The 18,543-nt window shown below is 69.2% G+C and carries 14 protein-coding genes and 4 tRNA genes; 5 read left to right on the top strand and 13 right to left on the bottom strand.

Annotated features, from left to right (window positions below):
- Together ACFV9C_RS35785 and thrS are read right to left on the bottom strand one after the other, a co-directional pair.
- Positions 1 to 462: HIT domain-containing protein (locus tag ACFV9C_RS35785; protein ID WP_380200714.1), on the bottom strand; the 462-nt coding region annotated here is incomplete at its 3' end.
- Positions 459 to 2,480, bottom strand: a complete 2,022-nt coding sequence (thrS, locus tag ACFV9C_RS35780; RefSeq protein ID WP_380200874.1) for a threonine--tRNA ligase — start codon at positions 2,478 to 2,480, stop codon at positions 459 to 461. The genes thrS and ACFV9C_RS35785, both read right to left, overlap by 4 nt.
- 106 nt (positions 2,481 to 2,586) lie before the next feature.
- On the opposite strand from thrS, the gene ACFV9C_RS35775 reads away from it, so the two are divergent.
- Positions 2,587 to 3,222, top strand: a complete 636-nt coding sequence (locus ACFV9C_RS35775) for a DedA family protein (RefSeq protein ID WP_380200712.1) — start codon at positions 2,587 to 2,589, stop codon at positions 3,220 to 3,222.
- On the opposite strand, the gene ACFV9C_RS35770 is transcribed toward ACFV9C_RS35775, so the two are convergent.
- The 4 genes from ACFV9C_RS35770 to ACFV9C_RS35755 form a co-directional block, all read right to left on the bottom strand.
- A complete protein-coding gene (locus tag ACFV9C_RS35770; RefSeq protein WP_380200710.1) occupies positions 3,194 to 4,684 on the bottom strand; it encodes a division plane positioning ATPase MipZ in 1,491 nt (496 codons plus the stop codon). The genes ACFV9C_RS35775 and ACFV9C_RS35770 overlap by 29 nt on opposite strands.
- A 232-nt stretch (positions 4,685 to 4,916) precedes the next feature.
- Positions 4,917 to 5,570, bottom strand: coding sequence for a response regulator (locus ACFV9C_RS35765; RefSeq protein WP_380200708.1), 654 nt, complete (start codon positions 5,568 to 5,570; stop codon positions 4,917 to 4,919).
- On the bottom strand, positions 5,567 to 7,114 hold the full coding sequence (locus ACFV9C_RS35760) for a sensor histidine kinase (RefSeq protein WP_380200706.1): 1,548 nt from the start codon (positions 7,112 to 7,114) through the stop codon (positions 5,567 to 5,569). The genes ACFV9C_RS35765 and ACFV9C_RS35760 overlap by 4 nt, the downstream gene beginning before the upstream one ends.
- 47 nt (positions 7,115 to 7,161) lie before the next feature.
- Positions 7,162 to 8,235: a GntR family transcriptional regulator gene (locus tag ACFV9C_RS35755; RefSeq protein ID WP_380200704.1), complete on the bottom strand. Its 1,074-nt coding sequence runs from the start codon at positions 8,233 to 8,235 to the stop codon at positions 7,162 to 7,164.
- Positions 8,236 to 8,340: 105 nt separating this feature from the next.
- Between ACFV9C_RS35755 and ACFV9C_RS35750 the strand changes: the two genes are divergently transcribed.
- The gene (locus ACFV9C_RS35750; protein ID WP_380200702.1) at positions 8,341 to 9,798 is read left to right on the top strand and encodes an ArnT family glycosyltransferase; all 1,458 of its coding nucleotides are present in this window, start codon (positions 8,341 to 8,343) and stop codon (positions 9,796 to 9,798) included.
- Between the two features lie 121 nt (positions 9,799 to 9,919).
- Positions 9,920 to 10,411: a GNAT family N-acetyltransferase gene (locus ACFV9C_RS35745; RefSeq protein WP_380200700.1), complete on the top strand. Its 492-nt coding sequence runs from the start codon at positions 9,920 to 9,922 to the stop codon at positions 10,409 to 10,411.
- 1,632 nt (positions 10,412 to 12,043) lie between these two features.
- Here ACFV9C_RS35745 and ACFV9C_RS35740 read toward each other — a convergent pair.
- The 4 genes from ACFV9C_RS35740 to ACFV9C_RS35725 form a co-directional block, all read right to left on the bottom strand.
- Entirely contained in the window at positions 12,044 to 13,285 is a 1,242-nt protein-coding gene (locus ACFV9C_RS35740; protein WP_380200698.1) for an IS256 family transposase, read from the bottom strand.
- Between the two features lie 365 nt (positions 13,286 to 13,650).
- A tRNA-Val gene (locus tag ACFV9C_RS35735) sits at positions 13,651 to 13,722 on the bottom strand.
- A gap of 13 nt (positions 13,723 to 13,735) precedes the next feature.
- Positions 13,736 to 13,806: transfer RNA gene (locus ACFV9C_RS35730), tRNA-Cys, on the bottom strand.
- Between the two features lie 22 nt (positions 13,807 to 13,828).
- Positions 13,829 to 13,901: transfer RNA gene (locus tag ACFV9C_RS35725), tRNA-Gly, on the bottom strand.
- 176 nt (positions 13,902 to 14,077) lie between these two features.
- Between ACFV9C_RS35725 and ACFV9C_RS35720 the strand changes: the two genes are divergently transcribed.
- Positions 14,078 to 14,896: an aminotransferase class IV gene (locus ACFV9C_RS35720; RefSeq protein WP_380200696.1), complete on the top strand. Its 819-nt coding sequence runs from the start codon at positions 14,078 to 14,080 to the stop codon at positions 14,894 to 14,896.
- Between the two features lie 467 nt (positions 14,897 to 15,363).
- On the opposite strand, the gene ACFV9C_RS35715 is transcribed toward ACFV9C_RS35720, so the two are convergent.
- The gene (locus ACFV9C_RS35715) at positions 15,364 to 15,924 is read right to left on the bottom strand and encodes a CGNR zinc finger domain-containing protein (protein ID WP_344196454.1); all 561 of its coding nucleotides are present in this window, start codon (positions 15,922 to 15,924) and stop codon (positions 15,364 to 15,366) included.
- Between the two features lie 127 nt (positions 15,925 to 16,051).
- Here ACFV9C_RS35715 and ACFV9C_RS35710 point away from each other — a divergent pair.
- Positions 16,052 to 16,123 (top strand) — tRNA-Val (locus ACFV9C_RS35710).
- A 624-nt stretch (positions 16,124 to 16,747) separates the two neighbouring features.
- Here the strand turns inward: ACFV9C_RS35710 and ACFV9C_RS35705 are convergent.
- A complete protein-coding gene (locus ACFV9C_RS35705; RefSeq protein ID WP_380200694.1) occupies positions 16,748 to 17,470 on the bottom strand; it encodes a hypothetical protein in 723 nt (240 codons plus the stop codon).
- A gap of 26 nt (positions 17,471 to 17,496) precedes the next feature.
- Positions 17,497 to 18,483 carry an SDR family NAD(P)-dependent oxidoreductase gene (locus ACFV9C_RS35700; RefSeq protein WP_380200692.1) on the bottom strand — a complete coding sequence of 329 codons (987 nt, stop codon included), beginning with the start codon at positions 18,481 to 18,483 and terminating at the stop codon, positions 17,497 to 17,499.
- Positions 18,484 to 18,543: the final 60 nt, after the last annotated feature.

The raw sequence follows: 18,543 nt of genomic DNA, 5'->3' as shown, positions 1-18,543 counted from the left end.
CCTTGGGGGGGGGGTGGGGGGCGGGCGGCGCGGGGGGCGGCGTCGGGCCCCTGTGTTCGGCGTTTTGGTCCCCCGGGCCGCCCGCCCCCCCCCCCCCACGGCCTGCATCGCCTGCCGGGTGAGAGCGGCGACATCGGCGGTCTCCTGGTCGGTCAGCTCGGTGTAGTCGGCGACGTGCCGGTAGGGCACGACCATCAGGTGACCAGGGTTGTACGGGTACAGGTTCAGGACGGCGTACGCCGACTCGCCGCGATGCACGATCAGCGCGTCGGCGTCCGGCAGCCCGGGGAGCCGGCAGAACGGGCAGCCGGAGCCGGCCGCCGAGCTGGTCGGCTTGTTCTCCCCTTCGATGTAGGCCATCCGGTGCGGCGTCCACAGCCGCATGAACGCATCCGGCACCCCGACGCCGTCCTGCCGCAGCAACTCGTCCGGTGTGTACGGCGAGCCGGGGTGTTCGGTCATACCTGGACGCGCTTCTGGACCGACTCGACGATCTCCGCGACCGCGTCCGCGATCGGTACGCCGTTGTGCTGCGAGCCGTCGCGGTACCGGAACGACACCGAGCCGGCCGCCATGTCCTCGTCGCCGGCGATCAGCATGTACGGCACCTTGGACTTCTGCGCGTTCCGGATCTTCTTCTGCATCCGGTCGTCGGACGCGTCGATCTCGACCCGGATGCCCTGCGCCTTCAGCTGCTTGGCGACTTCGAGCAGGTAGTCGACGTGCCCGTCGGTGATCGGGATGCCGATCACCTGGACCGGGGCCAGCCACGGAGGGAAGGCGCCCGCGTAGTGCTCGGTGAGGACCGCGACGAACCGTTCGATCGAGCCGAACAGCGCCCGGTGGATCATCACCGGCCGCTGCCGGGAGCCGTCCGGCGCGGTGTACTCCAGGCCGAAGCGCTCGGGCAGGTTGAAGTCCAGCTGGATCGTCGACATCTGCCAGGTCCGGCCGATCGCGTCCCGCGCCTGAACCGAGATCTTCGGGCCGTAGAAGGCCGCGCCGCCCGGGTCCGGGACCAGCTCGAGACCTGAGCCCTCGGCAACTTCCCGGAGCGTCTCGGTGGCCTCCTCCCAGACCTCGTCGGAGCCGACGAACTTGTCCGGGTTCTTGGTCGACAGCTCGAGGTAGAAGTCGTCCAGACCGTAGTCGGCGAGCAGCCCGAGCACGAACGTCAGCAGGTTCTTCAGCTCGTCGCGCATCTGCTCGCGGGTGCAGTAGATGTGCGCGTCGTCCTGGGTGAAGCCGCGGGCCCGGGTCATGCCGTGCACCACGCCGGACTTCTCCAGCCGGTACACGGTGCCGAACTCGAACAGCCGCAGCGGCAGCTCCCGGTACGACCGGCCGCGGGCCGCGAAGATCAGGTTGTGCATCGGGCAGTTCATCGGCTTCAGGTAGTAGTCCTGGCCCTGCTTGCGGATCTGGCCGTCCGCGCCGCGCTCCTCGTCCAGGTGCATCGGCGGGTACATGCCGTCGGCGTACCAGTCCAGGTGGCCAGACGTCTCGAACAGCTGACCCTTGGTGATGTGCGGCGAGTACACGAACTCGTAGTCGTCCTCGACGTGGCGCTGGCGGGAGTAGTCCTCCATCACCTTGCGCAGCACGCCGCCCTTGGGGTGGAACACCGCGAGACCGGAGCCGATCTCGTCGGGGAAGCTGAACAGGTCGAGCTCCGTACCCAGCTTGCGGTGGTCGCGCTTGGCGGCCTCCTCCAGCCGGGTCAGGTACGCCTTCAGCTCGTCGCGCGACTCCCACGCGGTGCCGTAGATGCGCTGCAACTGCGGGTTCTTCTCGCTCCCCCGCCAGTACGCCGCCGCCGTACGCATCAGCTTGAAGTTGCCCAGGTAGCCCGTCGCGGGCACGTGCGGGCCGCGGCACAGGTCCTTCCAGGCGACGCTGTCGTCGCGCCGGACGTTGTCGTAGATCGTCAGCTCGCCGCCGCCGACCTCCACCGAAGCGCCCTCGGCCGCGTCGGCCGCCGAGCCCTTGATGCCGATCAGCTCCAGCTTGTAGGGCTCTTGGGACAGCTCGGCGCGCGCGTCGTCGTCGCTGACCACCCGGCGGCTGAACCGCTGCCGCTCCTTGATGATCTGCTGCATCTTCTTCTCGAGCTTGGTCAGGTCCTCCGGCGTGAACGGCGTCTCGACGTCGAAGTCGTAGTAGAACCCGTTCTCCACCGGCGGGCCGATGCCCAGCTTGGCGTCCGGGAACACGTCCTGCACGGCCTGCGCGAGGACGTGCGCGGTCGAGTGCCGGATGATCGCGCGGCCGTCCTCGGAGGCCGCCTTGACCGGCTCGAGCTGGTCACCGTCCTGGACCACCCGGGACAGGTCGCGCAGCTCACCGTTGACGCGGGCGGCGATGGCGGAGCGGTCCTGGCCGAAGATCCCGGCGAACAGCTCCCCGATCGTCGTCGTCTCGGGGACGCTGCGCTCGGCCTCGCCTTCGACGCCGATGAGGTGGATCTTCACTTCGGGCACGTTCGCTCCTTCGGTCACGAGCAGATGGTATCGACAACGAAAGTAGGGGGTCGGACCAGCCGGTCGTCAGCTGTGCCGGGCCGTCCGGATTTCTAGGTTCGTGGGTATGAGTGACGCGATCCTGCACTTCGCCGGCGAACTGATGTCCTCGTGGTGGATCTACCTCGCGCTGTGGGGTTTCGCCGCGCTGGACGGGTTCTTCCCCGCGATCCCGAGCGAGACCCTGGTGGTCACCGCCGGTGTCTTCGCGGCCTCCACCGGCGAGCCCAACCTGTACTTGGTCATCGCGGTGGCTGCGCTAGGTGCGTTCCTGGGCGACCACGTGTCCTACCTGCTCGGCCGTGGCGCCGGCGGCCGGCTACTGGACCGAGTCAAACCAGGCACCCGTCGCTCTGCTGCCGTTCTCTGGGCCCGCGCTGCATTGGATGAACGCGGAGCACTCGTCCTCGTCGTAGCGCGCTACATCCCGGGCGGCCGCACGGCGATCACGCTGACGATGGGTTCGGTCCGGTACCCACTGCGTCGCTTCACGCCGTTCGCGGGGCTGGCCGCGATCAGCTGGGGCCTGTACTGCACGCTGGTCGGCTACATCGGCGGCAGGGCCTTCGAGGACAACCCGCTCAAGGGGGTTGTCCTCGGCATCGGCCTGGCCCTCGCGGTCACGCTCGTGGTCGAACTGGTCCGCCACCACCTGCGACGCAAACAGGCTGCTTTCAGCGTGGAGTGTTCAGAGCGATCGTGATCTGCTCGGAGACCTTGGCGGCCAGGTCCAGTGCGGCGCGGCGGGTGGCCGGCTGCAGGGCGGAGTGGTCGAGCGGGCCTTCGGCGGCGATGTGCATGTCGGTCGGAATGTCGATCACCGCGGCCGCGCGGGACTCGAAGTACGGCCGGAGCTGCTTCTCGACGTCCTTGTTCACGTCGCCAGGGCCGTTCGAGACCGCGATCACCGCGCGCCGGATCAGCCGCTGCGCCTCGGGGCCCTGGTTGTCGAGCTCCTCCAGCATCTGTACGGCGGCCGCGCACGACAGGCTCTTCCACTTGATCGGGATGACGAGGGCGTCGGCCGCCTTCATCGCCTCGCGCCAGTTGCTGGAGCCCTCGTTGTTCCCGGTGTCGATCACGAGCACCTTGTAGAACCGGCTCAGCAGCCGGTGCACCTGGTCGAAGTCCTTCGCCTCGATCTGCGCGTACGTCGTGGTCGCCGACGTCAGCACGTCGTACTGACCCGACACCTGGTGCCGCAGGTACGCCGCGACGTCGCCGAGCCGGGCGTCCGGCTGGGTCAGCATCGGCATCGCCTGCAGCATGTCGGTGACCGTGGACCGGGAGTTCGTGTCGTGGGTGCGCAGGTGCATGTTGCCGCGCAGCTCGTTGTTGTCCCAGGCCACCACGCCGCCGCCGCGGGCCTGGCCGAGCGCGCCGGACAGCAACAGCGTGGTCGGCGTCTTGCCGGAGCCGCCCTTCGGGTTCGCGATCACGATCGTGACCGGCCGGCGGAAGGCCGTCGCGGCGGTCGCGCGGGCGAGCCGCTCGGAGCGCTCCGTCGTACCGGGACGCAGTTTCAGCATGCTCCGGACGCCGCGCTCGGCCGGAGCCTCCCGCGGCAGCGGCAGCGCCTGGATCAGGTCGTCGGTCCGGAACGACAGGTTCTGCTGGGGCTGCTGCGGGGCCTGCTGGCCGGGGATGCCCTGCGGGAAGAAGTGCTGCGCGGCCGGGGACAGCGGCTGGCCGCCCTGGGCCGGCGGCGGGGTCTGAGGCGCCGGCGGGACCTGGCCGGGCTGCTCCTGACCCGTGCTCGGGAACGAGCCGCCGCCGAACACCGGAGCCTCGGGCTTCGCGGGCTCGTCCGGCCGCGGCGCCTCGGGCTCCGGGTCGGTCTGGTCGTCCTGCGGCTCCGGCTGGCTCCACGAGGAGGCGGCGGAGTCCGGCACCGGCTGCGTCCAGGACGGGGTCGCCTGCGGCTGGGTCCACGGCGCCGGCTGGTCGGCCGGCTTGGCCGCCGGTCCGGCCCAGGAGTCGCTCTGGAAGTCCTCGGACAGCGCGTCCGGCTGCTGCCCGGCGTCCTCGGCGGTGCCCGCGGTCTCCTCGACGGCCTCGCCGTCGTCCGGCTGGGTCCAGGAGGGGGTCGGCTGCCACATTCTCCGGACCTCGGCCGCCGCCGCTTCCCGGTCCTTGTGCTGTCCGGAGTTGTGCGAGTCGGTCACGACCTGGATCCCCGATTCTGTCAGAGGGGGCGGGTGGCCCCTGGAGCTTTGCTGGGTACGTTGTCTGGGTACGTTCTTTGGGTGGTCCGGAGGTGTGAGGTCTCCGGGCGGGTCCACTATCCCACGACCGAGTGTCCTCACCACGTCACCACCCGGAGCCGTTCGGTGACGGTTCCGCAACCAGTATCCAGGCTCACCAAGTGCATGCACGGCGATGACCCGAAATGGCCACTCAGGCGATGACCAGGCCCGCTTCGTAGGCCACGATCGCCGCCTGGACCCGGTTCTTCACGCCGAGCCGCTGCAGGATCGCGCTCACGTACGCCTTCACGGTCCCCTCGACCAGGTACAGCCGGGCCGCGATCTCGGCGTTCGACAACCCCGCACCGACCAGTCCGAGCACGTCCAGCTCCCGCGGGCTCAGGGCGGCGACCTGCTCCTTCGCGGCCGCCGCCCGGGTCATCGCGCCGCCGCTCAGCTCCTGGATGATCCGGTGCGCGACCTTCGGGGAGAGGTACGCCGCACCGCCGGCGACCGCCTTGAGACCGGCGATCAGCTCGCGCGGGTCGCCCGACTTGAGCAGGAACCCGCTGGCCCCGTCGCCCAGCGCGCGGGCGATGTACGCGTCCTCGGAGAACGTCGTGAGGACGACGACCGCGGTCTCCGGCACGGTCCGGCGAATCTCGGCGCCCGCAGCCAGCCCGTCCATCCGCGGCATCCGGATGTCCAGTACGGCGACATCGGGCCGATGCCGGCGTACCGCTTCCACCGCCTCGACGCCGTCGGCGGCCTCGGCGACGACCTCGATCTCTTCGTCCGTGCCGAGGATCGCGCGGACACCGGCCCGCACCATCGCCTCGTCGTCCGCGAGCAGCACTCTGATCATCGGTTGCCTTCCGGAGTCGGTGGGACGGAACCGCTCTGTACGACGGTCTTGGCGGCCAGCGCGCCGTCGGCGAAGCACAGGCGGTACACGTAGTTGCTGGAGAACGGTGCGGCCGGCCGGTAGTAGTGGCAGCGCCAGCCGGCGGGCGGCACGTAGCCCCGCACGGGCGCGTCGATCATCTGCATCCGCGGCAGCACCTTCGCGACTTCTTCCTCCGACTGGCCGATGCTGAGTCCGTCGTACTGCGTGGGTCGCAGGATCGCGCTGTACCCGGCGACCAGGTAGTAGCCGAGGGCAACCGCGCCGACGACGGCACCGAGCAGGACAGGCGCGGCGATGGCGGTGATCAGCCCGCGCCGGGCGCTCCGCCGTACCGTTGCCCGTTCGACCGCCGCGGTCGGCGGGCCGGGGCGACCACCGGCCCGCGGCATGGTGGCTGCGACCTCGAAACCGCCACCTGGTCGTGGACCAGCGGTCAGCGAACCTCCTGCCAGACGTACACGTTCGCGCAGGCCGTCGAGGCCTCGGCCACCTGAGGTGGCAGCCACTGGCGGGCTGGCTCCGGTGTCGACGACGCTGAGGTTGACCACGTCCTCGTGTGTGATCACGTTGACTGTCACCGTTGCGCCCGGTGCGTGTTTGCTTGCGTTGGTCAGCGACTCCTGGACCACACGGTGTACTGCCCGGTCGACCATTGGTGCGAGGACGTCCTCGACCTGTTCCGTCAGCTCGACCTTGAGACCTGACGCGGCGGCACGGTCCACCAACGCACGTACTGTCTCGTCGTGGGGCATGGTTGGGGCGTCCTGGTCGCGTAGTACGCCGACGATGTCGCCCAGGCGCTCCGTGGCGGTGGCGGCGGACTCTCGTAGCTCACCTGCTGCCAGGCGGTGCTTTTCCGGCAGGGAAGGGTCCAACTCGAGTGCTGCCGCGCGTAGGGCGATCAGGCTCAGTTCGTGGCCGACGGAGTCGTGCATGTCCTCGGCGATGCGGGAGCGTTCACGGAGCCGTTCCTGGTCGATCTCCATCCGCTGCTCGCATTCGATCCGCTCGGCGCGTTCCCAGCCGGCTGTGGCGAGCAGGGCCTGCTGTGCGCGGTAGCGGCCGATCAGCCAGGGCAGCACGACGACCAGTAGTGCCATCAGGAGCATCAACAGCCACGTCAGTACTGCTTCAGTCGCCTGGCCGCGGGTCAGCGCGAGTACGAGCATCGCCAGCAGTGACACGGTGCAGAGGAGGACGAAGTGCTTGAGCTGTGTCTCTCGTCGGCCCGCCAGGTAGCTCAGGATGCTCACGGCCGGCACCAGCGCGATCTGTACGCCGTTCGTCGTACCGAGTGAGACGACCAGGATGACGATCTCTGTCCACGACACGACAGCCAGCGCGGCCAGCGGCCATCTGCGTCTCGTGGCGACAGCCAGGGCGAGTACGGCGATACAGCCGGCGCGGAACCAGTACGGGTCGTTGCGGGCACCGCTCTCACCGAGCACGAGGAAGCTCAGCGCGGCCCACAGACCCACGTCCCCCAGGAGCCGCCACTTCATGCCGTAGACGCTACACAGTCGCAGTACCGCGGCCCTACTGCCGAAAGTCAGGTCGCCGCCTCGACGAGCGTGTACGGCACGTAGGACAGGCTCGGCACCTGCTCACCGCGCAGTTGTGCGAGCAGGAGGTCGACGGCTTGGCGCCCCATCTCGGTCTGGTTCTGTTTGACGTGCAGGTACGGCGGTCCGCCGATGGAGTCGCCCGGTGAGTCGAAACAGGCCACCACACGGTCCCCGCCGAGCACACGGTCGACCATGCGGGCCAGGTTGTACTCACAGGCGAAGTACGCCGTCACCTCGGGCCGACTGTCGCGGAACGCGCGGATCGTGTCCAGGTCGGCCCGCACGCTCTCGGTGGTCGTGGAACCCGGCAGCGTGCTGCGCAGGTCGGTCAGCTCGTACGGCCGGCCGCCCTCGCCGAACGCCGTACGGAAGCCCTCCAGCCGGTCCTCGATGGATGATGTGTTCACAGGCGGTGGCGAGACGAACGCGATGTGCTCATGCCCTTGGTCCAGCAGCCGTGTCGTCAACGCACGCGCCGCGGCCACGTTGTCGGTCAGCACCGCGGACACCGGGATCCCTGACAGGTGACGGTCCACCAGTACCACCGGGAACCCGTCCAGCACCTGCCGGAGCAGGCTGGCGTTGTAGAAGTCCCCGTGCACCGGAAACACGATCAGCCCGTCCACAGCGGCCACCAGCGAGTCAACGGCCTTCTCTTCATCCGTCTGACGCCCATGGGTACGCCGTACCACCAGGTGAGCGCCGTACTCCGCGCAGCGCTCCTCGATCGCGTTCAGCAGGTCCAGCCCGTAGGCCTCGGACATGTCCGGGACGATCAGCGCCACGGACCGCGCCTCCCGCCGCTGCGCCGGCCGGAGCGGGACGGTCAGGTCGGTGAGGTCAGGCAGCCGCCGTACGACGAACGTGCCCTTGCCGCGGACGCGCTCCACCAGACCGGCTTCCCGCAGTACCTCCAGCGCGCGCTTCGAGGTGATCCGGCTGACCTCGAACTGCGCCGCCAGCTCCATCTCCGACGGCACCCGGTCCCCCGGCCGCAGCGCGCCACGGCGCAGCTGTTCCAGCACGTGAGCGCAGATCCGCTCGTACAGCAGTGTCACGAAGTCGCCACCTCACCTGTCCTCTTGACATATCCAATCATCCCGCCGGGAACGGACCCTGATTCCGGGCTGGTCGCGGCCCCCTTCTGCTGACACGATTCCGCCATGACCCGCCCATCGGTGCCCGCGTTCGCGCTGCGGCCGGTGGCGGCCGTCGCGGTTCTGGTCGGCGTCGTACTCACCGCGCTGTCCGGCCGCTACGGCTACCACCGCGACGAGCTGTACTTCATGGTCGCCGGCCGCCACCTCAGCTGGGGGTACGTCGACCAGCCGCCGCTGACGCCGTTCATCGCGCGGGTGTCGACCACGATCTTCGGCGACACCGTGATGGGGCTGCGGGTGCTGTCGACGCTGAGCAGTGTCGCGACGATCGTCGTGATCGCGCTGCTCGCCCGGGAGTTCGGCAGCGCGCGCCGCGGTCAGGTGCTCGCGGCGGTCTGCGCCGCGGTGTCCGGGTTCGTCCTCGGGGTCGGGCACATGGTGTCGACGGCGACGTACGACCTGCTGGCCTGGATGCTGATCGCACTGTTCGCGGTCAAGCTGCTGCGGACGCGGGACGGCCGTTGGTGGCTCGCACTCGGGCTGACGGCCGGGATCGCGCTGGAGAACAAGTACCTTGTCGTGCTGCCGATCGGTGCGTTGCTGGTGTCGCTGCTGATCGTCGGTCCACGGAGCGTGCTGCGATCGTGGTGGGTGCTCGCGGGCCTGGCCGTCGCGGGACTGATCGCGTTGCCGAACGTCGTGTGGCAGTTCCAGCACGACTGGCCGCAGCTCAAGGTCGCGGGCGGCATCAGCTCGGACGACGGCACCGAGAACCGGATCATGTTCGTCCCGCTGCAGATCCTCCAGCTGTCGCCGTTCCTGGTCACGGTCTGGGTCGCCGGGTTCCGCCGGATCTGGCGTTCGTTGCCTTGGGCCCGTGCCGTCGCGCTCGCCTATCCGGTGCTGTGCGTCGTCGTACTCGCGGTCGGCGGGAAGTCGTACTACGCCTTGCCGTTGCTGCTCGTCCTCGTCGCGGCCGGGTCCGAGCCGACACTGCGCTGGGTCGAGCGGCGTCGTCGTACGGCTGTCGTCACGTTGGTGTTGACCGCGCTGACGTCGGCGCTGTTCACACTGCCGCTGCTGCCCGCGTCGGCGGCGGACTTCGTCATACCGGTGAACAAGGAGCAGGGCGAACAGATCGGCTGGCCCGCGTTCGCCGACGCGGTCGCTGATGCCTGGAAGCAGGTGCCTGACCAGTCCACAGCGACCATCGTGACCGGGAACTACGGGGAGGCCGGGGCGCTCGTCCGGTACGGTCCGGCACGCGGGCTGCCGATGCCATACTCGCCGCACATGAGCTTCTGGGAGTGGGCGCGGCCGCCGGAGACGCAAACCGGGCCGGTGCTGCTCGTGGAGCTCGAGCGGACGCCGATCTTCGAGAAGTACTTCCGCGACTGCAAGCAGATCGGGACCGTGCACAGCATCGTGTCGAACGACGAGGACGGTACGGCGCTCGTCCTGTGCGCGGGACCCGACGGCCCGTGGTCCGAGGTGTGGCCGAAGATCCGTCAGTACTACTAAGGCCTGAGCGCCAGCTGGATCGTGGTCGTCAGGTGCTGGCCGATCAGATCGTACATATGTTTGCTGCTGGTCGAACACAAATCCCGTCGCGTCTCGCCGCTCCGGCCACTACCGTCCCCGGATGGAGCTCACCACCCCGAGACTCACCCTCCGCTGGCCAATCGAGTCCGACTTCCAGATGCTCTGCGAACTCTGGACCGACCCCCGAGTAGCCCGCTTCATGGACGACTACGGCCCCCGCGACATCCCGTCGGTCCGCGGCTGGCTCGACCTCCACACCAACGGCGCCAGCCAGGACGGCACCCACCTCCAACTGATCCTCACCCACCACGCCACCCCCGTCGGCTGGCTAGGCCTGGGCGAAAGCAACTCCCCCATCGCCGCCTGGAGCTTCGGCTACGCCATCCACCCCAGCCACCGATCCCACGGCTACGCCACCGAGGCCCTGACCGCAGCCCTCACCTACTGCCACCAAACCCTCGCCATCCCCACCCTCTGGGGCGAATGCCACCCACCCAACAAAGCCTCCGCCCACGTAATGCTCACCGCCGGCCTAACCGAAACAACCCCCACCCCCACCAACCGCCGCTTCCTCTACACCCCACCCACCTAACCCCTCCACCACCACGGCCCGCCTACCCTCCACCACCACGGCCCACATGCCCCTCCACCCACGGCTGCGGCAAGCGACCCACTCATCCACGCACAGCCAGCCCACCCACCAATCCACCCCAACTCGGCCAGCCCGCCCACCCACCACGGGCCGGCACCACCCACTACCCCACACCAACGCAGGCAGCCCGCCCACACACAGGCCAGCACGCCCACCAACCCACACCAGCTCGGCCAGCCCGCCCACCCACACCACAGGCAGGCCCGCCCACAACCCCACGCCAACTCAGGCAGCCCGCCCACACACGAGCCAGCACGCCCACCAGCCCCACCGGCTGGGGTGCGCCACCTGCCCGCCCATAACCGGCTCGCCCGTTGCGCCCGCCGAGTCGCCCGGCACGCCCACCCACCGCACGCGCCGGTACGCCCACCAGCCCACACCAGCTCGGCCAGCCCGCCCACCCACACCACAGGCAGGCCCGCCCACAACCCCACGCCAACTCAGGCAGCCCACCCACCCACACGTGGGCCGACACGCCTACCGGCCCCACCGGGCTCGAGTGCCCCGCCGGCTACCCATGCCCGCCTCGCCCGCTATCCCCCACCGAGTCGCGCGGCCCACCCACCCACGCGCGTCGGCACGCCGACCAGCCCGCCGAGTCGCAGGCCCGCCTAACACGCCGGGTAGGCACCCGTACCAGCCCCCTCCTGGTCGAGCACGCCGCAAGCCACCGCATGACCGACTCGCCCGCCCGCCCCGCGGGGGCGCGCGACCCAACACCCACTCACGCGCCGGCACGCCCACTAGCCCCACCGGATCGGGTGGCCATCTGCCCGCCCATGCCCCCTCGCCCGTTAGCACCCGCCGGGGCGCGCGGCCCGCCTACCCACGCACGGTCGGCTCGCCCGCGAACCGCGCCAGGGCGGAGGCTCGCCTGCACACACGGGGTCGGCGCGCGCGTCTACCAGCTCCCAGGTCGAGTGCCCGCCTGCCCGCGCACGACTGGTCCGCTAGCCCACGGTGGGTCGGCCAGCCCGCGCAGGGTCGAGCTGTCCGCCACCCCGCACCCCGCGCGGGAGGCCCAACTGGGTTCGGATCGGATATTGGCGGATCGCCAGCCCATCACAAAGTGGCGCCGGACAGGCGCGGCAGGCGTGACAACAGCCGACCGGCCGGATTGTGATGGCGTGGCGATCCGGGCCCAGGAACGGGACCGCGAGCCGCGCAGGCACGCAGCCCCTGCGTGCGGGGCAGCCCCGCCTGACGCTGGCCGAGGATGAGGACTGACCGCGGCAGGAAGTGCTGGCCAGGATGTGGGCTGCTTCCGCGGACAGGTGCTGCCTGAAGGTGCCCGGCAGCCGCACCGGGAGGTGGTGGCGGCTGACGGCGTGGGGCGGCCGCACCGAGGATGGTTTCCCACGTCTCCGCGGTTGAGCAGACCCGCGCAACCCACCCACGCAGGTGAGCTGACAGCACGACCCACCCCGGCAGGTGAGACCGCAGCATGAACCCCACCCCGGCAGGTGACCTAGCAGCACAACTCGACCCGGCAGGTGAGGTAGCAAGCGCGACCCGACCCCGGTCAAGTCCTGTGGAGTGGTGTACGACGTTTGGTGATTCGTCGTTGTCTGGTTAGGCGCTGATCGCGCTGGTGGTCTCGGGGTTCTCCTGAGGGTTGGTGGTGATGAGGGTGAGTCGGCTGCGGTGGAGGGCGTCGAGGCCGAGGTAGCGGCGTCCGTCGGCCCATTCGTCGTGTTGTTCGGCCAGGACGGCGCCGACGAGCCGGATGATCGAGGGCCGGTCGGGGAAGATGCCGACGACGTCGGTGCGGCGGCGGATTTCGCGGTTGAGGCGTTCGTTGGGGTTGTTCGACCAGATCTGTCGCCACACGTCCTTGGGGAACGCGGTGAAGGCGAGGATCTCGTCGCGGGCCGCGTCGAGGTGAGCATGAACCTGCGGCAGCGTGTGCTCGGTCTGGTCCAGGAGTTTGTCGTACTGGGTGTGCACTGCGGCGGCGTCGATCTGGTCGAACACCGAGTGCAGCATCGCCTTCACCCCGCCCCAGGCGTGCTTGGGGCAGATGCTCATCGGGTTGGCGGTGTAGTGGGTGCGGCAGCGTTGCCAGGAGGCGCCGGGCAGGTTCGCGCCGATCGCGTCGACCAGTCCGGCGTGCGCGTCGCTGGTGACCAGCGCGACGCCGTTCAGGCCGCGGGCGACCAGGTCCTTGAAGAACGAGTTCCAGCCGGCACCGGACTCGGCGGTGGAGGTGGCGACGCCGAGGATCTCGCGGAATCCGTCGGCGTTGACGCCGGTGGCGACCATGACCGCGATCTTGATCACCCGGCCGCCCTCGCGGACCTTCATCGTCAACGCATCAGCGGCCAGGAACGTGTAGGGCCCTTCGTTCAGGGGCCGTTCGCGGAAGTCGCGCACGAGCTCGTCGAGGTCGCGGGCCATCACGCTCACCTGGGAGCGGGACAGGCCGGTGATGCCCAGGGACTGCACCAGCCGGTCCATCCTGCGCGTGGACACCCCGAGCAGGTAACACGTCGCCACCACCGACGTCAGCGCGGCCTCCGCGCGCCGGCGGCGTTCCAGCAGCCACTCGGGGAAGTACGAGCCTTCGCGCAGTTTCGGTACGGCGACATCCAGCGTGCCGACCCGGGTGTCGAGCTCGCGGTGGCGGTATCCGTTGCGCGAGTTCACCCGGCCCGGGTCACGCGTCCCGAACGCGGCACCGCACACGCTGTCGGCGTCCGCGGACAGCAGCGTGTTGATGAACCCTTCCATCAGCTCCCGGAGCAGGTCAGGGCTGGCCTGCTCGAGGTGCTCGTGCAGGAACTCGGCAGGGTCGATACTGGGTGATGCGGTCATCGCTGTGAACTTTCTCTTCGAGTGGGTTGTGAGAGATTCCTCGAAGAATCACGCGGTGACCGCACCCACGTCCACGCCCGGGCCGGCCACCACGCCGTACACCACTCTGCGGGACGCAACTCCGACCCCGGGAGGCGAGGTAGCAGCCTGAAACCCACCCCGGCGGGTGACCTAGCAGCACAACCCGACCCCGGGACGTGAGGTAGCAAGGGCGACCCGACGACAAGCCGCCGAGCGAAGCGAAGGCGCAGGGGGTGCGGGTGGCGGAGCCCCCGCTCGCGGCAAGCGAAGCGCAGCCGCACAAATGACGAAGGCGACGTGGTCAGCGCACGCAAGTGCGCGACACACGTCGCCTGTCGCCTTCGTGGACGATACTGGGATCGAACCAGTGACCTCTTCCGTGTCAGGGAAGCGCGCTACCGCTGCGCCAATCGTCCAAGCGCTGTAATGAGGTGGAGACGGGATTCGAACCCGTGTACACGGCTTTGCAGGCCGTTGCCTCGCCTCTCGGCCACTCCACCACTGAGAGCCGAACCCTCTCCGAGCGGACGACCGGGTTCGAACCGGCGACCTCAACCTTGGCAAGGTTGCGCTCTACCAACTGAGCTACGTCCGCAGTGCGGCCGGGTTTTTCCGTCCCCCGGCGCGAGAAGAACATTAGCCCATCTCCGCCCGAGTTCAAAAACGGGGGTCCCCGGTACGTCGACGTACGGTCATCAACTGGTCACCTCGGACGGGTCGCGCGGCGGCGGATCACCTGCGCACTAAGGTGTTCCGCGGAAGGAGCACCACATGCGTATCTGGCTCAACGGCGCCCTGCTGGACGACGCGGCGACGGTCTCGCCGCTGGACCACGGGCTGACCACCGGTGACGGCGTCTTCGAGACGATCAAGATCGAGGACGGCAGGCCGTTCGCGGTACGGCGGCACCTGGAACGGCTGGTCCGCTCGGCGGTCGGGCTCGGCCTGCCGACGCCGGACGTGACCGCGATCGAGGGCGGGATCGACGCGGTGGTCGCGGCGGACCCGGGCATCCCGTTCGGCCGGCTGCGGATCACGTACACCGGCGGCGTGTCCCCGCTCTCGTCGGACCGCGGCACCTCCGGCCCAACGATCCTCGTGGCGACCCAGGAGATCAAACGCCCGGCGCCGACGTCGGCGATCGTGACGGTCCCGTGGGTCCGCAACGAGCGCAGCGCGGTCGCCGGCCTCAAGACCACGTCGTACGCCGAGAACGTCCGCGCACTCGCCTACGCGAAAGAACGCGGCGGCAGCGAGGCGATCTTCGCGAACACGGTCGGCGACCTGTGCGAGGGCACCGGGTCGAACATCTTCTCCGTGTACGACGGTGAGCTGGTCACGCCGACGCTGGCGTCGGGCGCACTCGCCGGGGTGACGCGGGCGCTGGTACTGGAGTGGTTCGGCGGCGTCGAACGCGACGTACCGCTGACGAAGCTGTCCGACGCGGAGGAGATCTTCCTCACATCGACGACCCGCGACGTCCAGGCAATCCAGCGTGTCGACAACCGCGAACTACCCGCGCCCGGCGTGATCACGGCCCAAGTCACGAAGATTTTCGCCGAGCGTTCCGCACAGGACCTCAATCCCTGACCGCCACCAGCCACCCACCAACCCGCCGGTCGAGCACGAGCCAGGCGGCTGCCAGCCACCAACGACGACGCTGCTGAGTGGCACACGTCCGCCTACTCCCTACCCGACGGCGCCGCGTCAAGTGTCGGCCGGCGGCTGGGCGTAGGTCTGTGAACCGCGCGGGCCCGCCGAATCTCCACTCAGCAGCGCCGCGGCGAGCGGCGGCCAACCGCTGACAGGGGTGGTCAGCGATCCGACTCCACTACTCCCACCAAAGAGTGCCGCGTAAGGCGGCCGCCGGGTCGGCGACGGTGGGGTTGGTCAGTCGTGCAGGCCCGCTGATCCCACCCGACGGCGCCGCGTCAAGCGGCGTCGGCGGCTGGGTACAGGCCGTGGGGTCCGCAAGTGGCGCAGGTCCGCCCATCTCCGTCCAGCGGCGCTGCGTCGTGGGGCCGGCCGCCCGACGGTGGGGTGTGCGGGGGCGCCGGCTACTCTCCCGAGGCCTTGCGGCGTTCGCGGTAGGCCGCGACGTGGAGGCGGTTGCCGCACGTGCGGGCGTCGCAGTACCGCTTCGAACGGTTCCGGGAGAGGTCGATCAGGGCGTCGTCGCAGTCCGGGGCCTCACAGCGGCGGAGGCGTTCGCGTTCGCCGGCCGAGATCACCTGGGCGAGCGCGATCCCGCACTCCACCGTGATCCGGCAGGCCAGCGACGCACCCGCGCGGGAGTAGTGGATGTGCCACGGGTGCCCGTCGTGGTTCGTGAGCCGCGGGGTCGACGTACCGCGGGCGATGATCGCGTTGATCATCGTCGCCGCCGACGCGTCCGAATCGGTCGTGAACACCGGCGCGAACAGCGGCCGCAGATCGCGGACCTCGGCCAGGTCCTTCTCCGACAACGAGTCGACCGCGCTGAACTCCCGTTCCTGGACGAACTTCTCCAACTCCTCAAGAGTCTCCAGCGAATCGACCTGGCTGTTCGGTCCGGGCAGGGTGTTGACGAGCCGGACCAGCGTCCCGAGCGCCTGCTCGGTGTCGTGCGAGAAAGTCACAATCACGTCTCCAACGCGACGGGATCTCCGTCCTGACCCAAGAGTAGCCCGGCCCGATTAGATCGGCGCCTCATCATGCGCTATGGTTTCACCCGCAACACCACATGAGAAACACCAGCACCACGCTGGGCGATTGGCGCAGTGGTAGCGCGCTTCGTTCACACCGAAGAGGTCACTGGTTCGAACCCAGTATCGCCCACGACAGTCGACAGGCGACGTGTGTCGCAAAGCGTTTCGCTTTGCTGACCACGTCGCCTTCGTTATTTGTGCGGCTGCGCTTCGCTTGCCGCAAGCGGGGGCTCCGCCACCCGCACCCCCTCACGCCTTCGCTTCGCTCGGCGGCTGGGGTTGGGTTGCGCAGTCAGCTCAGGTGCGTGGGTTCGGTTGGCGAGTACGCCACCACCCGCGCCGACGCGCTACCCACGGGCGGCCTTCGCTTCGCTCGGCGGTTGAGGTTAGGGCGCACGGTCCGGTCACCAGCTGGGGCGGGTCGCGCCGTTAGGTCACCTAGATGGGCTGGGTTGGCGATCAGCTCACCACCCGGGGCACACGCGCTACCCATGCGCAGCCTTCGCTTCGCTCGGCCGCTGGGGTTAGGGCGCACGGTCTGGTCACCAACTGGGGCGGGTGGCGCCATTCAGGTCACGTACATGCCCTGGGTTGGCGAGCAGGTCACCACCCCAGGCAGACGTGCTACCTGCGGGAAGCCTTCGCTTCGGTCGGCGGCTGGGGTGCCGGTCAGGTCACCAGCTGGGGTGGGTCGCGGCGACAGGTCCCCTGCATGGGCTGGGTTGGCGAGCGGGGTGGCACCCGGGCTGAGTTGTTACCCCCCGTGGACTTCGGTCGGTGGGTTGGGTTGCCGGGCGCGGGTCGTGTGGGGAGGGGCTAGGAGGGGGCGGCCTGATGGGAGGTCGGCTGGGGAGGTTTCTACGGAGGCTGTGCAGGTTGGGGTGCCGCATTCGCAGTCGAAGGTTGTGGTTGGTTGGCGGGACTGGGTGGCTAGTTCGGTGTTGCTGAGGCGGAGGTAGGACTGGCGGGTGGGGGTGTCGGGGTTTGTGGTCAGGAAGGGGGCGAAGTGTTGTTCTACGGCGGCGAGGGTTTGGGGGATGGATTGGTTGTCGACGGTCAGGATCGTTGCCTGGGTACCTGACAGTTGGTCGTGGATGAGTTGCCAGCCCCAGATGAGGCCTTCGTGGTTGATGCCGGGGTTTCGTACTTCGAGTCTTGCTTGTTGTTCGGGTTTGGAGGGCATCAGCCAGAGGGCGTTGCGGGCGGTGCCGGCCATGGTGGGGGTGACGAAGGCGCCTTCGACGATGACGGGGGCGTTGGCGGGGAAGGCGCGGATGTCTTCGAGGATCATTGGGGTGCGGTCGAAGGTGCCGGGGCCGGTGTCTGGTTGGTGGAGGCCGGCTTCGATTGCTCGGGCTTCGTGGGTGAAGGCGTGGGCGTCGACGCTGTACCAGATGTAGCCGTGCATGCGGGCGAACAGCCGGCTGACGGTGGTCTTCCCGGCCGCGGCGGGGCCGCCCACCCAGAGGATTGTCATTCGCCGGACCATAGCGGCCCGTTGGCTCAGTGTTTGATCAGTTGCTCGCTGAGGTTCCACAGGCGTACGGCGGATTCTGGGTCGACGGCGTGCGGCACCACGTCGGAGCGGACGTCCGGGTCGTGGAAGTCGGTGCTGCCGACCAGGTCGAGGGGTGAGATGTCGTTGTCCTTCAGGTAGGTGCCGCCGTGGCCTTCCAGTAGCGGGCTGGTGGCGCCGAAGACCGCAGTACTGGCGCCTTGCTGAGCGGTCTTGCGTTCGCGGGACGGATCGAGGATCTGGTTGCCGTCGTCATCGACCAGGCCCATCTCCTTGTGGGCCTCCAGCGAGAGCCACGGCGTACGGGTCTCCCCCACGCCCAGGTGCGGGCCGAGGTTCGTGGTGATCACGATGCCGGGGTGCACGGCGAAGGCGTGGATGCCGTACTGCGCCCACCGCCGCTCCAGCTCCGCCGCGAACAGCACGTTCGCGGTCTTCGACTGCCCGTACGCGAGCAGCGGGTCGTACCCCTGCTCGAACTGTGGGTCATCCCAACGAATGTCGGATAGCCGGTGGCCGCCGGACGTCACGTTCACGATCCGAGCGCCGTGCGCCGCCCGCAGCGCGGGCAGCAGGCCGAGCGTGAGCTGGAAATGCCCGAGGTGGTTCGTGGCGAACTGCGACTCGTACCCGCGGGCGTCCCGGTGCAGCGGCCCGGCCATGATGCCGGCGTTGTTGATCAGGATGTGCAGCGGCCGCCCGGTCCCGAGGTACCGCTCGACGAACGCGTCGATCGACCGCGGATCGAGCAGGTCGAGCTGACTTGTGTCCGGGTCCTCGACCGCGCCGGGGTCACGGACGGCGACCGTCACGTGGGCGCCGGCCTTGCGCAGTGCGCGCGTCATCTCCAGGCCGAGGCCGCGGTGGCCGCCGGTGACGATCGCGTTCTTGCCGGTCAGGTCGATGCCTTCGAGTACGTCGTCCGCGGTCGACGCGGCGGTGAATCCGGTACCGATGAGCTGTTGTCTGGTCATGCCTCCACCCTCGCGCGGGATCGGCGTACGATGAATAAGTATCCGTCCAGATTTTCTTCG

Origin of the sequence: Kribbella sp. NPDC059898, from assembly GCF_042730855.1 — a bacterium.
Lineage (GTDB): Bacteria > Actinomycetota > Actinomycetes > Propionibacteriales > Kribbellaceae > Kribbella.
This window is presented reverse-complemented; position numbering and strand designations above follow the sequence as displayed.